Annotated in this window: 15 protein-coding genes; 10 read left to right on the forward strand and 5 right to left on the reverse strand. The window is 45.3% G+C overall.

Annotation, left to right across the window (positions count from 1 at the left end; all coding sequences use genetic code 11):
- Position 1 precedes the first annotated feature (1 nt).
- From DWW10_RS08825 to DWW10_RS08835, 3 genes are read left to right on the forward strand one after another with little or no spacing between them, the layout of a single operon-like run.
- Positions 2 to 1,447, forward strand: a complete 1,446-nt coding sequence (locus DWW10_RS08825) for a lipopolysaccharide biosynthesis protein (protein WP_022393453.1) — start codon at positions 2 to 4, stop codon at positions 1,445 to 1,447.
- Entirely contained in the window at positions 1,447 to 2,460 is a 1,014-nt protein-coding gene (locus DWW10_RS08830; protein WP_022393454.1) for a glycosyltransferase family 2 protein, read from the forward strand. Before DWW10_RS08825 ends, DWW10_RS08830 begins: the two co-directional genes overlap by 1 nt.
- Positions 2,461 to 2,472: 12 nt before the next feature.
- Positions 2,473 to 3,465, forward strand: a complete 993-nt coding sequence (locus DWW10_RS08835; RefSeq protein WP_022393455.1) for a glycosyltransferase — start codon at positions 2,473 to 2,475, stop codon at positions 3,463 to 3,465.
- On the opposite strand, the gene DWW10_RS08840 is transcribed toward DWW10_RS08835, so the two are convergent.
- From DWW10_RS08840 to DWW10_RS08855, 4 genes are read right to left on the reverse strand one after another with little or no spacing between them, the layout of a single operon-like run.
- Positions 3,440 to 3,943, reverse strand: a complete 504-nt coding sequence (locus DWW10_RS08840) for a KdsC family phosphatase (RefSeq protein ID WP_022393456.1) — start codon at positions 3,941 to 3,943, stop codon at positions 3,440 to 3,442. The two genes, DWW10_RS08835 and DWW10_RS08840, sit on opposite strands and share 26 nt — an antisense overlap.
- A 13-nt stretch (positions 3,944 to 3,956) precedes the next feature.
- Complete coding sequence (locus tag DWW10_RS08845) at positions 3,957 to 4,997, reverse strand: N-acetylneuraminate synthase family protein (RefSeq protein WP_022393457.1); 1,041 nt, start codon at positions 4,995 to 4,997, stop codon at positions 3,957 to 3,959.
- Positions 4,998 to 5,037: 40 nt separating this feature from the next.
- On the reverse strand, positions 5,038 to 5,790 hold the full coding sequence (locus tag DWW10_RS08850; RefSeq protein ID WP_022393458.1) for a cytidylyltransferase domain-containing protein: 753 nt from the start codon (positions 5,788 to 5,790) through the stop codon (positions 5,038 to 5,040).
- Entirely contained in the window at positions 5,787 to 6,638 is an 852-nt protein-coding gene (locus DWW10_RS08855; RefSeq protein ID WP_022393459.1) for a hypothetical protein, read from the reverse strand. The genes DWW10_RS08850 and DWW10_RS08855 overlap by 4 nt, the downstream gene beginning before the upstream one ends.
- A 129-nt stretch (positions 6,639 to 6,767) precedes the next feature.
- On the opposite strand from DWW10_RS08855, the gene DWW10_RS08860 reads away from it, so the two are divergent.
- From DWW10_RS08860 to DWW10_RS08870, 3 genes are read left to right on the forward strand one after another with little or no spacing between them, the layout of a single operon-like run.
- Positions 6,768 to 8,042 (forward strand): glycosyltransferase, encoded by a 1,275-nt coding sequence (locus DWW10_RS08860; protein WP_118420798.1) that lies wholly within the window; start codon positions 6,768 to 6,770, stop codon positions 8,040 to 8,042.
- Positions 8,039 to 9,304, forward strand: a complete 1,266-nt coding sequence (locus DWW10_RS08865) for a glycosyltransferase family 4 protein (RefSeq protein WP_118420797.1) — start codon at positions 8,039 to 8,041, stop codon at positions 9,302 to 9,304. Before DWW10_RS08860 ends, DWW10_RS08865 begins: the two co-directional genes overlap by 4 nt.
- Entirely contained in the window at positions 9,297 to 10,043 is a 747-nt protein-coding gene (locus DWW10_RS08870; protein ID WP_022392976.1) for a glycosyltransferase family 2 protein, read from the forward strand. The genes DWW10_RS08865 and DWW10_RS08870 overlap by 8 nt, the downstream gene beginning before the upstream one ends.
- A gap of 170 nt (positions 10,044 to 10,213) precedes the next feature.
- Here DWW10_RS08870 and DWW10_RS08875 read toward each other — a convergent pair whose 3' ends face one another.
- Positions 10,214 to 10,915 (reverse strand): SIR2 family NAD-dependent protein deacylase, encoded by a 702-nt coding sequence (locus DWW10_RS08875; RefSeq protein WP_022392977.1) that lies wholly within the window; start codon positions 10,913 to 10,915, stop codon positions 10,214 to 10,216.
- 192 nt (positions 10,916 to 11,107) lie between these two features.
- Between DWW10_RS08875 and DWW10_RS08880 the strand changes: the two genes are divergently transcribed.
- From DWW10_RS08880 to DWW10_RS08895, 4 genes are all read left to right on the forward strand, one after another.
- On the forward strand, positions 11,108 to 11,704 hold the full coding sequence (locus DWW10_RS08880; protein WP_022392978.1) for a BamJ family beta-barrel-assembly machinery protein: 597 nt from the start codon (positions 11,108 to 11,110) through the stop codon (positions 11,702 to 11,704).
- 21 nt (positions 11,705 to 11,725) lie between these two features.
- Positions 11,726 to 12,592 (forward strand): BamJ family beta-barrel-assembly machinery protein, encoded by an 867-nt coding sequence (locus DWW10_RS08885; RefSeq protein ID WP_118420796.1) that lies wholly within the window; start codon positions 11,726 to 11,728, stop codon positions 12,590 to 12,592.
- A 192-nt stretch (positions 12,593 to 12,784) separates the two neighbouring features.
- Positions 12,785 to 13,249 (forward strand): Lrp/AsnC family transcriptional regulator, encoded by a 465-nt coding sequence (locus DWW10_RS08890; RefSeq protein WP_007211685.1) that lies wholly within the window; start codon positions 12,785 to 12,787, stop codon positions 13,247 to 13,249.
- A 10-nt stretch (positions 13,250 to 13,259) separates the two neighbouring features.
- Entirely contained in the window at positions 13,260 to 13,571 is a 312-nt protein-coding gene (locus DWW10_RS08895; RefSeq protein ID WP_007661686.1) for a DUF4491 family protein, read from the forward strand.
- The last annotated feature ends 61 nt before the right edge of the window (positions 13,572 to 13,632 follow it).

Below are 13,632 nucleotides of genomic sequence, written 5' to 3' on the forward strand. Positions count from 1 at the left end.
AATGGAAGCGTCACTCAAAGAGAAAACAGCAAAAGGATTATTCTGGGGCGGAATAGGCAACGGGGCCATGCAACTGCTAAACCTCGTCTTCGGCATATTCCTTGCCCGGTTGTTATCTACAACAGACTATGGCATGGTGGCCGTATTGACCATCTTCTCTGCCATGGCCGGAATTTTCTCGGAGAGTGGCTTCATTCTGGCACTTGTCAATAAGAAGGAGGTAAAACATGAAGATTACAATTCCGTATTCTGGTTCAACATCAGTATCGGTGCATCACTTTACCTCATACTTTTTCTTTGTGCCCCCTTTATCGCCGACTTCTACCATACACCCGAGCTTACCCGGCTGGCCCGTTTCCAATTTCTGAGTTTCTTCATCGGAAGTTTCGGTACTGCCCCCACGGCTTACTTTTTCCGTAATCTCATGGTAAAAGAGCGTAGTCAGATACAGATAGCCGCCATCCTCATTTCGGGTATTACAGGTGTCAGTTGTGCCTACCATGGCTGGGGATACTGGGGAATTGCCGTACAAACCGTTGTGTATGTCAGTACCAACACCATCTTACTTTGGATATTCTCTCCCTGGCGACCTACTTTTTCGTTCCGCTTTCACCCATTGCGGGAATTATTGCCTTTCAGCAGTAAATTACTCTTTACCTCGCTCTTCACTCATATCAATAACAACATCTTCTCTGCATTGCTGGGACGTTTCTACACCATCCAGCAAGCCGGTTACTACTCACAGGGAAGCAAATGGACAACAATGGGATATTCCACCATTTTCGGAATGATAAACAGTGTAGGGCAACCTGTGTTCAGAGAAGCCTCGGAAGATACGCAGCGTTTGCAAAACATATTCCGCAAGTTGATGCGCTTCACCGCCTTTGTCGGCTTCCCCGCTATGCTGGGGCTCGCCATTGTTTCGCAGGAACTGATTGTAATAAGCATCACAGAAAAATGGCTACCCTGTGTACCCGTCATGCAGATACTGTGCGTATGGGGGGCCTTCATGCCTATTTCAACTCTTTATTCCAACCTGATGAACAGTATCGGCCGGCCGAACATATACATGTGGAACACCATCGCACTGGGCATCTTCCAGCTATTATGCGTGTGGGGTAGTTACCCGTACGGACTGAATGTCATGCTGATAGTCTATACAGCAGCTAATATCTTCTGGCTACTTATCTGGCATTATTTTGCTCATAAACATATCGGAATTTCCCTGTTTAATACACTGAAGGATATAGCTCCCTACCTCATTATATCTGTAGCCGTAATGACTTTTACTTACTGGGTGGCAGGTTATGTGAAGAATATCTATCTCTCCTTATTAGTGAAAGTCGCTTTAGCCGCCTCACTCTACATATTCCTGATGTGGAGCCTGAAGTCGATCGTATTCAGGGAAAGCCTTCAATATCTGTTTAAAAAGAAAACCATACAATAATGACACTGCAAAATGTAACTGTAATCATCCCTGCGCACAACCGTCCCGAGCGCTTGCGCAGATTGCTCGACTACTATAGCCGCACAGATATCAAGATTCTTGTTCCCGACTCATCCGACCATCCGTTTGCCGATGCGGAGAAGTACCCGGACATCACTTATCTGCACCGCCCTAAACTGCATTTCCTGCTGAAGCTGAAAGAGGTGCTCCCCATGATTAGTACATCCTATGTACTTTATTGTGCTGATGATGATTTCGCTGTCCCTTCCGGCATTGCACAGATGGCTGCCTTTCTGGACGAACACCCTGATTACAGTACTGCACAGGGACATTACCTGACCTTCACTCCCCGTAAAGGGAAAATATCATTCTACCCTCGCTATATCCGCTACTTCGATAAACAAGTAACGGGCGAGACTCCCCGGGAAAGACTTTTGCAAGAGAAGAACATGTATGCCTCATTGCTCTACTCCGTCATCCGGACACGGGCTTTTCAAAGGATGTATGCAGCTTGTTTCAACCCGGATGGAAGCCTGCGCTTCCGCAACCTTTTCCTAGCGGAAGAGTTCTTTAACCACGCTGCGCTCATCTTCGGCAAATATGCCACACTGCCCTACTTCTACAGTGCCCGCGAGCATATTACAGGTTCCGCAGCCGAAACCACCGTACCTGTTTCAGTTATCAAAACTTCTCATAAATATCGGGAGGAATATCAAGGTTTCCTTCTGGCGTTATCAGAATTACTGGCAGCCCGGGAAGGTGACACGCTTGAAGATGCTTACTCCTTTATTTGCAGCATCAGCGACATGCCTAAAGACACTGCCGAAATCTCCGGCAAAAGGAAGATTATGGAGTTCACTCATAAACATCCCCTGTTACGTTGGGTAAACAGGCTGGCTAACTGGCGATATAATCAGAAAGGATTGAAAGCGGTACGAGGTATGCAAAGCTACCCCTGTACATTCTCCACACCGGAAAAAGAAGAAATTATCAAGGCAATTGAGCATTCTTAAAGACACGCAAAAATGACAAATAAAACTGTTTCCATTGTAATGTGCACTTACAATGGGGAGAGATATTTAAAAGAGCAATTAATGTCTCTCCTAAACCAAACTTACTCTCCCATAGAAATCATTATCCAAGATGACTTATCTACTGATAATACCCTTGAAATCATTCATAATTATCAGAAAAGATATCCTGGCACCATTCATTTGTTCCAGAATTCAAGGCGACTGGGATATAATCAGAATTTCCTGTCAGCCTACCAAAAGGCAAATGGATACTATATAGCCAGTGCCGATCAGGATGATATATGGGAAACGAACAAAATAGAAATCCTGGTCAGAGAGATCGGAGATTCCATGCTTATCTTTCACAATTCGGTGTTATTTAATCAAAAGAATCCGAATATGGGACTGCTGCACAAAAAGGATTGGGGAGAACATCCGCATCCCCTTAGTGTGCTTGTCAACCCTAAAGCATACGGGCATCAGATTCTTTTTCGTCGGGAAGTGCTTCCGCTTATCCATCAGTTCGAAACATATAATGTATCATATGACAGTCTCGTTTACACACTATGCAGCAGTATGGGAGATGTAAAATACATCAACCAGGTACTTGTACACTGGCGCAGGCACGAAAACGCAAGCACCTTTACGAGCAGACAGGCAAACAAGAATAAGTTGTATGGTTATTATACTGCATTATGTGCTTTGCACGACCACACGAAGCGTCAAATCAGCCGCGAGTATTTTCGTCTGTATCAACGAATTCAATTTAAATTTGAACCGGACCGCCAGGTAATTGCATGCATGAAAGCAGGAACCCTGTATGAGATAATCAGAGCCGGATTGATTTGTGTCCATTACAGAAACGAACTATTCCCGCAGAAAGACAAAGGAGTTCTCTGTATCTTAAAAAGTTTCTTCTTGCCTTTATTCTTTATTCGTGATTACGGATTAGGAATTATTCGTCCTTCGAAAGTACGACTCAACGCTCCAAGCAAGATGCAATAACCGACTGCAGTGCTCCATTATCTTGCAATATCTTTTCTACGAACTCACGGAAAGCGCCATGCCCACCGTGAGCAACCGTTACATATTTTACTTCCTGTTTCACATAGTCAGGAGTATTGCAAGGAGAGGCGCTAAAGCCTACTTTCCGCAGTAAAGGCAAGTCATTCAAATCATCACCGATAAAGGCAACCTCATCCAGTGTGATACCCAGTTCCCGGCAGACTTCTTCGGCCTGGGCGACTTTATCTTTCACGCCTATATAGCAATGGCTGATTTTCAGTTTATCCGCACGCTTCTGAACGATTTGTGAATTTTCTCCGGTCATAATGGCAACAGGTATGTTCAATTTATGCAGGAATATCACCCCCCAACCATCTTTCACTGAAAAACGTTTCATAACATCCCCCTCAGCAGTATAATACATTCCGCCATCGGTCCACACACCATCAATATCGGTAATCACTAATTTCGGCAACATAATTCAATAACAGTTAAATGATAGAACTCGGATAAATAATCTCATTACGGGGAATTTCTTTCAATACCTTATGCCCTACTACCTTCTCACGTTCGGCCCACTTAAAGCCATCGCCGGGACTTAACAAATGGATATCATCTTCAGTAATAATGTCTCCGGGATGCAACGTTTTATTCGTTGCAATAGAACGTTCCAGCTTCACTTTTGCCGAAGCCACAGAGGAGTCGACATACAATTCTTCTTTTCCCAGCCAGCGTTCGGCAATACGGATATCACGTATCATGCGGTTCACACCATCAGGTCCGAGCGAACCTTGCTGATCGGTTCCTTTCATGCGCCGGTCTATAGTAACATGCTTTTCGATGATCTCCGCACCCATACCTACAGCAACGATAGGGGCAGCAATACCAATGGTATGGTCTGAAAAACCAATACAGTATTGACCATAATGCTGTTTCAGATAAGAAATCGTCTTCAAATTCAGATTATCGGGCTGAGTAGGATATTGAGATACACAATGCAAGATAGAAATGTTATCATGATAGCGAGTGATAACTTCCAAAGCATCATCCAGTTCCTTCTTGCCTGCCATACCGGTAGACAGGATAATAGGTATCTTCGTTTCGGCCATTACTTCCAGCAACGGCAAGTTGGTAAGGTCACGGCTTGCCACTTTCAGGCGGTCGGGAGTGAAGAGCTTCAGCAAGGAGAGACAGCCTTTGGAACAAAGCGTTTCCACAAAATCGAGGCCTAAAGCCTTGGCATGCTTATAGACTTCCAGATGCTCTTCGTCCGTCAGTTCCAAGAAAGCGCGATGCTCGCCATAGGTGCGTCCGAAAGAATGGGGAGAATCATACGGACGGTTCATCTGCGAGTCCGTCAGTTCCTCATTCAGATCACGCTTGGTCAGTTTCACCGCATCCATCGGACGGAGTTCTATATTGAACACTTCTTCACGAACAGGGCGGGACACCAGGTCTACGATCAACTTGGCTATGTCGACGGAACCATTATGATTCTGTCCGATTTCTCCTATTATATAAGTACTCTTCATTGTTCTATCAAAATTAAGAGGGATGTAACAGAGTGACCTGTTATTTTTCGTTTTGGGCTATATTCTCCAACATCTTGGCACGGTATTCAGGGTGCGATGCTACTAATTGCAACAGGGCATGAACACTACGATCCGTCTTTTCATAGAAAGTAGCATAAAGCTCTTGTAGCAGGGTAAAGTCTTCCATCGTATCGAGGGTGAAACGAAGATCGAAACGGCCCTCCAACTCGGCAGGCAAAGGAAGCAGACGCACCTTGAACTTTTCGGGATGTGTATAAAGATAGATGGTGACATGCTCAATGTAGAGTTTCTCTTGTGTGGAAACTGCCGCACGACGCAGAGCATTGATCGTTGTCAGCTCGGAATATAAACCCAAGTGAGATTTAATAGTAGGACGCCCGTCAGCAAAGCCATAGGCGATATAATCTGCCGGACAAAAGGCATGTTCGGCAAAGAAAGTATTGAAAGTTTCGGGACGCAGAAAAGGATTATCCGAACAAACACGGATAAAGCGATCCACACCGAAGACTTCGGCAGCACGGATAAAACGATCGAGCACATTGTCCTCATCACCACGAAAACTGAGAATGCCTGCCTGATGGGCTACTTCGGCAAGTACATCATCCTGCGGACGGTTGGTAGTGGCAAGTATGATACACTTATCCGGACAAGCCTGTTTGATATTGGCTATCAGAATGTCGATAATGCGCTGTTCGCCATAGAAAGGGAGCAGTATCTTATTGTGCAACCGGGTGGAACCGGTACGTGCCTGAATAATTATTCCATCTTTCATAGTTTCATCCGTTTAAAAGCATCGATATAAGAGCCGGGAGTAACGTTGATTACCTCCTTACCCAATTTGCGGGCGTAGGCTTCGAGAATAAAGTAGGACTTGAAGGCTACATGCATGTGATAAAGAATCGTATAAAGTCGTGCACTGTTCAGATTCTCCTGCTTCACGGTGTCGGCCTGCGATTTGTTCTGGTCGTAGAAGTGCTTCTGGTGCATCAATACTACATTATCATCTGTTACTGTGATTTCCGGCAACCAAGAATGATCGGCACCTGCCAGATAAATCTTCCGGAATGGCAGACGCAAGCCCATGGCAATAGAAGGTATCAGCACATTGTGCGGACGGGGAACACCCCATCCTTTACGGAAAATCCAGTTACAGAAACTCTGAAAGCCTTCAACAGGCGTAGTGTTATAAATATAGAGTTTGATATGAGGATTAGCGGCCAATAAGGGTTGCCATTCTTTATCCTTCAGCGCACGGGCGGGAACAAAGAAATTCATATCCCAGGTAGTTTTCTCAGCCATTGTCTTGAAAAGCTGCACACGCTTCTCAGGAACAATCCAGAACAACGGATCGGCAATCAGATAAAGTTCAGGGCGGAGACGCTCGAACATAGGTGAGCTTACACAAAAGTTCACAGCCAGTAAAGTTTTTCCTTGTATGAAGTCCGCGGATTCTTCTACGGTACGGTTCAACGAAGGGCCGTTAGCCAATATCAGCAACTCATCCGGATTGCTGAAAGAAGACGGTAAACGTGTACCCCACTTGGACTGCAACAGAATCTTCACTATACTGAGAAAGCACTGCCAGAGCTGTTCCAACCATTTCAAACCTTTTTCTCCCATACTCGTTGTCAAATGATAATAAAACTTCCTCTGCAAAGATAGATACTTTCGCCTTTATTGGCTAAAAAAACCGCGAATTTGTGGATATAAAGCGGTAAAAGCTGTACTTTTGCCAAAACATTCCGCAACATGAGAGTACTTATTATCAATACGTCCGAGAAAACAGGCGGAGCCGCCATTGCTGCCAGACGCCTGATGGAGTCGCTCTATACAGCGGGAACAGACGTGAAGATGCTCGTCCTCCACAAGGAAAGCCAATCGGAACAGGTGATTTCAGTAGGTAAAAACTGGCAAAAGAAATGCACCTTCTTATGGGAAAGACTGGTTATCTGGACAAACAATCTCTTCAGCCGGAAAAACCTCTTTACCGTATCCATAGCCAACACCGGCTTCAATGTAACCAAACTACCCGTATTCCGGGAAGCTGATATCATACACCTCCACTGGATAAACCAGGGAATGCTTTCACTGGGAAACATACGGGAAATCATCGAATCGGGTAAGCCCATTGTCTGGACATTGCACGACATGTGGGAATGTACAGCCATCTGCCACCATGCCCATACCTGCAGCCTGTTCAAAAGCGAATGCGGAAACTGTCCCTTCCTGCGTTTCCCCGGCAAAAACGACCTGGCACACCGGACATTCAAGAAGAAGCAGAAACTGTTCAATGCCACCAATCGACTGAATATCGTTGCAGTCAGCAAATGGCTCTCCTCACAAGTACAGCAAAGCACTTTGCTCAAAGAGAAGCCGATATCCGTTATTCCCAACACGCTTTCACTTGCCGACTTCCGGATCATGGACAAGGAACTGTCCCGCAAAGAACTGTCCCTGCCCGACAAACATATCATTCTGTTCGGAGCCGCCCGTATCGACGATCCTATCAAAGGAGTGGAATACCTGATTCAGGCAATCCGGCTATTGATTGAAAAGAAAAAATTCCCGCAAGAGAAACTCCATCTGGCCTTATTCGGCAGAATCAAATACCCGGAGAAACTATTCAGCACCCTCCCCGTCAGCTACACCTACTTTGGACGAATAGGTGATACGGACAAACTCTCACAACTGTACTCCGCTGCAGACGTCACCGTATCCGCATCTTTTTACGAAACATTCGGTCAGACATTAATCGAGGCACAGGCCTGTGGCTGTATTCCCGTGTCTTTCGGCAATAGCGGACAGGCCGACATCATCCGTCACAAGGAGAATGGTTTCTTAGCCGATTACCTCTCCGCCGACAGTCTGGCGGAAGGTATCCGATGGGGAATAACCGAAGCCCGAGCCACCCTGTCGGAAGAAAACATGCGAAACGAAGTTTCCGAAAAATATTCCGGTGAAGTCGTTGCCAAGCAATATCTCGACCTCTACCAGAACTTAATCAGAAGAAAGGTAACACAATGAGAATACTACTTATTAATACTACAGAGAAGATAGGCGGTCCGGCTGTAGCCGCCAGCCGCCTGATGGAAGCCCTGAAGAATAACGGCATCAAAGCCAAACTACTGGTGCGCGACAAACAAACCGAACAGATCACCGTAGTAGAATTGCCCCACAACCTGCGCATGGTATGGAAATTCGTATGGGAACGAATCGTTATCTGGAAGGCTAATCACTTCAATAAAAGACATCTCTTTGCTGTAGACATAGCCAATACCGGTACGGATATCACCGCTTTGCCGGAATTCCAACAAGCAGACGTCATACATCTTCACTGGATCAACCAGGGAATGCTTTCTTTAAAGAACATCGAAAAGATTCTTGCTTCGGGCAAGCCTGTAGTCTGGACCATGCACGATATGTGGCCATGCACCGGTATCTGCCACTACTCCGGTGGATGCATGCATTACGAGGAAGAGTGCCATCATTGCCCTTTTATCCATAACGGAAGCAGAAAGAAAGATCTCTCCCACCGTATATTTCTTAAAAAACAGAAACTATACGAAGGACGCCACATCAATTTCGTGGCCTGTAGTCATTGGCTGGAAGAACGTGCCAGAAAAAGTGCCCTTTTCAGCGGACACGTCATTACGAATATCCCTAATCCCATCAACACCAACCTCTACAAGCCTCATAATAAAAAGGCTGCACGGGAGAAGTGTATGCTTCCGCAAGACAGTAAACTGATTCTGTTCGGTTCGGTGAAGATTATGGATACCCGTAAGGGGGTAGATTACATGATTAAGGCGTGCAAACTGCTGGCAGAGAAATATCCGGAGTTGAAAGAACAATTGGGCGTCGTGGTCTTCGGTAACCAGTCGCAACAAATACAGAACATGTTGCCTTTCAAGGTTTATCCGCTCGCTTTCGTCAGCAACGAACATCAGTTGGTAGATATCTACAATTCCGTAGACCTCTTCGTCACCCCATCCCTGGAAGAAAATCTACCGAACATGATTATGGAAGCCATGTCCTGCGGCATACCTTGCGTAGGTTTCAACGTAGGCGGCATACCGGAAATGATAGACCATCTGCACAACGGCTATGTGGCACAATATAAATCGGTTGAAGACTTCGCCAACGGCATCTACTGGATACTCACCGAACCGGAATACGCCACCCTCGCCGAACAAGCCTGCCGGAAAGCTGTTTCCAATTATTCGGAACGCGCCATTGCCAAGAGATACATTGACGTTTACAACAAAATAACCGGAAGACATGCATAATCGCCTTACGCCCAAGTTCAGCATCATCACCGTGACTTACAATGCCGAAGCCGTATTGGAAGACACGATACTAAGTGTAATCTCCCAAACCTACCACCACATAGAGTACATCATTATAGATGGTGCTTCCAAAGACCGCACCCTCTCCATTGCCGAAAGGTATCGTGACCGCATTACGCAGATCGTCAGCGAACCGGACAAGGGACTGTACGACGCCATGAACAAAGGCATCAACCTGGCAACCGGCGACTACCTCTGTTTCCTCAATGCCGGAGACAGTTTCCACGAAGATGACACCTTGCAGCAGATGGTACATACCCTGGGAATTGGTGAGCTGCCGGACGTAATTTATGGTGAAACGGCTCTGGTTGATAAAGAAAGGCACTTCCTCCGTATGCGCCGCCTCTCCGCTCCCGAAGTGCTGACGTGGAAGAGTTTCAAGCAAGGGATGCTTGTTTGTCATCAGGCTTTCTTCGCTAAACGAAACCTGGTTGTACCCTACGATATGCAATACCGCTTCTCTGCCGACTTTGATTGGTGCATCCGCATCATGAAAAAAGCACGGATGTTGCACAACACGCACCTCACGCTTATCGATTATCTGGAAGAAGGCATGACCACGCAGAATCAGAAAGCCTCCTTACGGGAGCGCTTCCGCATCATGGCGAAACATTACGGGCTGATAAGTACCGTAGCACATCATGCATGGTTTGTATTGCGGATAATATTAAAGAAGTAAAACTCAAAGTAAACCTCACACTTTCCACCTAATAACAGACGAGTTCTTGCCACCTAACTGGCAAAGTCGTGCCATTGCGGTGGCAAAACCCTGCCAGTTCGATGGCAAAGGTTTGCCAACGCGTTGGCAAAATATGGCAAAAGCTTCAGTCTATAGAACAACACAGGGAGTTAGTGAAGAATCTCTGTCTTCAGCTCTTTCACCCCTTCCGAAGCTCCTTTCTGAATGACATGTATCTGCCTCATCGAGTGCGTATCCACCGGTTTCGGATCAATCAGATATACCTCTGCCGTTCTCGGTACATAATTCAGCAAACCTGCTGCCGGATACACATTCATCGAAGTACCTATGATTACAAAGATATCCGCCTTTTCCACATAGCTGATAGCCGTTTCTATCTCCGGCACGGCTTCACCAAACCAGACTATAAACGGACGCAACTGAGAGCCATCACCTGCCTTGTCGCCCATCTTCACTTCATACTCTTCCGGTTTCAACTCTCTTACATAACGGGGATTATAAGGATCACGGCTCGAACAAACCTTTGTCAACTCACCATGCAAATGAATGACGTGCGTACTTCCCGCACGCTCGTGCAGATTGTCCACATTCTGCGTAACTACCGTCACATTAAAGTCTTTTTCCAACTCAGCAAGCCCTGTGTGTCCTGCATTCGGTTCCACATCCAGCAATTGTTTACGACGCTCGTTATAGAAGTTAATCACCAACTCCGGATCACGTACATACCCTTCGGCACTGGCAACCTGCATCACCGGATATTTATCCCACAGTCCGCCTGCATCACGAAACGTACTGATGCCACTCTCGGCACTCATTCCGGCACCGGACAAAATCACTAAATTCTTCTTCATTGCCAAATCTCCTTTCTATTTATCGCAGTTTCTTTCCTACAAAAATACAGAAGATTGCCGAAGTTGCCACAGATATAAGAAAATTTAAATCCTAAAAGCATAAATCATTCAAATAAAACCCTTACTTTTGCAACTTGTAATTTTGCAACTGATTGAAAGATACATCACTTTCAGTCTCAACCCAAAAGATATATGGATAAATTCAGTTACGCTATCGGCCTTGGAATAGGTCAAAATTTATTAAGCATGGGTGCAAAAGGCATCGAAGTAGATGACTTTGCACAAGCTATCAAAGACATATTAGAAGGAAACAAAACCGCTATCTCGCATGCAGAAGCCCGCGATATAGTGAACAAATACTTCGCCGAACTGGAAGAGAAAATGAATGCCGCCAGCATAGAACAAGGCAAACAATTCCTGGAAGAAAACAAGCAACGTCCGGGTGTTGTTACCCTGCCAAGCGGTTTGCAATACGAAGTCATCAACGAAGGCAACGTAGGCAAATATGCAAAAGCTACCGACCAGGTGAAATGTCACTACGAAGGTACACTGGTTGACGGAACTCTGTTCGACAGTTCTATCCAGCGCGGACAACCTGCCGTGTTCGGTGTAAACCAGGTAATCCCCGGTTGGGTAGAAGCTTTGCAGCTCATGCCCGAAGGCGCCAAATGGAAACTCTACATTCCTTCCGACCTGGCATACGGTGCACAAGGTGCAGGCGAAATGATACCGCCTCACAGCACACTGATCTTCGAAGTAGAATTACTTGAAATATTATCCCAAAAATAAAAAATAAACAGTAAAAGCAAAATGAAAAAAGTAACATTGATCATGGCTCTTGCAGTAGGCGCAGGTTTAGCTTCCTGTACTGCACAAAGCCCGAAAGCAAATCTGAAAACAGAAGTTGACTCATTGTCTTATGCCATCGGTATGGCTCGTACAGAAGGTTTAACTCAGTATCTGATGCAACAAGGTGTTGATACTACTCAGATGGCTGAATTCATCAAAGGTTTCAACGAAGGCGCTGCAAAGACCAGCGAAAAAGACCTCGCTTATATGACTGGTATGCAAATCGGTCAAATGGTAGGCAAACAATGGGTAGAAGGTTTCAACCAACAAATCTTCGGTAGCGACTCTACTCAGACTATCAGCCGCGAAAACATGCTGGCAGGTTTCATTGCAGGTATCACAGGTAAGACTGGCGTCATGACTAAAGAAGCTGCAACAACTTACATGCGCGAAGGTATGGAAAGCATCAAAGAAAAAGCTCTGGAAGTTAAGTATGCTGATAACAAAGCTGAAGGTGAAAAATTCCTCGCTGACAACAAAGGTAAAGAAGGTGTTGTAACTACTCCGAGCGGTCTGCAATACAAAATCATCACTAAAGGTACAGGTGAGATTCCTGCTGACACCAGCAAAGTGAAGGTAAACTACAAGGGTACTTTGATTGACGGTACTGAGTTCGACAGCTCTTACAAACGTAACGAGCCTGCAACTTTCCGTGCTAACCAAGTTATCAAAGGTTGGACAGAAGCCCTCACTATGATGCCTGTAGGTTCTAAGTGGGAACTTTATATTCCTCAGGATCTGGCTTACGGTGGCAGAGAAACTGGCGGTCAGATTCAACCGTTCTCTACTCTGATATTCGAAGTAGAACTCGTTAGCATCGAGAAATAAATATCGGCTGAAGATTTCTTCTTCACCCGCATGAACTTAGCGGACGAAACGGATGTAAACAAAAACATCTGCTTCGTCCGCTTCTTTTTTACTCTTTCCCTATTTTTTCCTCCATTTTTATAGAGAAATTAAAATAAAGTCCTATATTTGCTTACTATTTGATAAAAACAAGAACTTACATAAATTGATATTATGGAAAAAATAGACAATCTTGACCGGCAGATTCTGGAAATCATCTCTCAGAATGCCCGCATTCCTTTCAAAGATGTAGCTGCTGAGTGTGGCGTATCACGTGCTGCCATTCATCAACGTGTACAACGTTTGATTGATTTAGGCGTTATTGTCGGCTCCGGTTATCATGTGAACCCTAAATCTCTGGGATACAGAACCTGCACGTATGTAGGTATCAAGCTTGAGAAAGGTTCCATGTATAAATCAGTGGTTGCCGAAATGGAGAAGATACCAGAAATCGTGGAATGCCACTTCACCACAGGTCCTTATACGATGCTGACGAAGGTTTATGCACGTGATAATGAGCACCTGATGGACTTGCTGAATAACAAAATGCAGGAAATTCCGGGCGTAACCGCTACTGAAACATTGATTTCACTGGAGCAAAGCATCAAAAAGGAAATTCCCATTTGCCCGGAGAAATAACAGATAGTTTATGGAATTCTTAAACGAATATCATCTTTCGGGACTGTTCATCGGCATTTGTACTTTTCTTATCATCGGGTTGTTTCACCCTGTGGTAGTAAAGGCCGAGTACTATTGGGGTACCAAGTGCTGGTGGATTTTTCTTGTACTGGGCATCGGAGGCGTCGCTGCTTCACTTTGTGTAGAAAATATCCTGATTGCTTCCCTCTTAGGTGTATTTGCTTTTTCCTCGTTCTGGACGATCAAAGAAGTTTTCGAACAGGAAGACCGCGTAAAGAAAGGATGGTTCCCCAAGAACCCCAAACGTACGTATAAGTTCTAAAAACAAAGCAGCAAACAGTATATTTTACCCGAAAGGTTTGCATATTTCAACTGAATATACT

This window comes from Bacteroides intestinalis (assembly GCF_003464595.1).
Taxonomy (GTDB): domain Bacteria; phylum Bacteroidota; class Bacteroidia; order Bacteroidales; family Bacteroidaceae; genus Bacteroides; species Bacteroides intestinalis_A.

Bases quoted from the DNA above. Each gene is read 5' to 3' on its own strand.
- DWW10_RS08850 (WP_022393458.1), bottom strand. From the start codon at position 5,790: ATGAAAGATGGAATAATTATTCAGGCACGTACCGGTTCCACCCGGTTG.
- DWW10_RS08860 (WP_118420798.1), top strand. From the start codon at position 6,768: ATGAGAGTACTTATTATCAATACGTCCGAGAAAACAGGCGGAGCCGCC.
- DWW10_RS08845 (WP_022393457.1), bottom strand. From the start codon at position 4,997: ATGAAGAGTACTTATATAATAGGAGAAATCGGACAGAATCATAATGGT.
- DWW10_RS08855 (WP_022393459.1), bottom strand. From the start codon at position 6,638: ATGGGAGAAAAAGGTTTGAAATGGTTGGAACAGCTCTGGCAGTGCTTT.
- DWW10_RS08830 (WP_022393454.1), top strand. From the start codon at position 1,447: ATGACACTGCAAAATGTAACTGTAATCATCCCTGCGCACAACCGTCCC.
- DWW10_RS08840 (WP_022393456.1), bottom strand. From the start codon at position 3,943: ATGTTGCCGAAATTAGTGATTACCGATATTGATGGTGTGTGGACCGAT.
- DWW10_RS08825 (WP_022393453.1), top strand. From the start codon at position 2: ATGGAAGCGTCACTCAAAGAGAAAACAGCAAAAGGATTATTCTGGGGC.
- DWW10_RS08895 (WP_007661686.1), top strand. From the start codon at position 13,260: ATGGAATTCTTAAACGAATATCATCTTTCGGGACTGTTCATCGGCATT.
- DWW10_RS08865 (WP_118420797.1), top strand. From the start codon at position 8,039: ATGAGAATACTACTTATTAATACTACAGAGAAGATAGGCGGTCCGGCT.
- DWW10_RS08880 (WP_022392978.1), top strand. From the start codon at position 11,108: ATGGATAAATTCAGTTACGCTATCGGCCTTGGAATAGGTCAAAATTTA.
- DWW10_RS08870 (WP_022392976.1), top strand. From the start codon at position 9,297: ATGCATAATCGCCTTACGCCCAAGTTCAGCATCATCACCGTGACTTAC.
- DWW10_RS08890 (WP_007211685.1), top strand. From the start codon at position 12,785: ATGGAAAAAATAGACAATCTTGACCGGCAGATTCTGGAAATCATCTCT.
- DWW10_RS08835 (WP_022393455.1), top strand. From the start codon at position 2,473: ATGACAAATAAAACTGTTTCCATTGTAATGTGCACTTACAATGGGGAG.
- DWW10_RS08885 (WP_118420796.1), top strand. From the start codon at position 11,726: ATGAAAAAAGTAACATTGATCATGGCTCTTGCAGTAGGCGCAGGTTTA.
- DWW10_RS08875 (WP_022392977.1), bottom strand. From the start codon at position 10,915: ATGAAGAAGAATTTAGTGATTTTGTCCGGTGCCGGAATGAGTGCCGAG.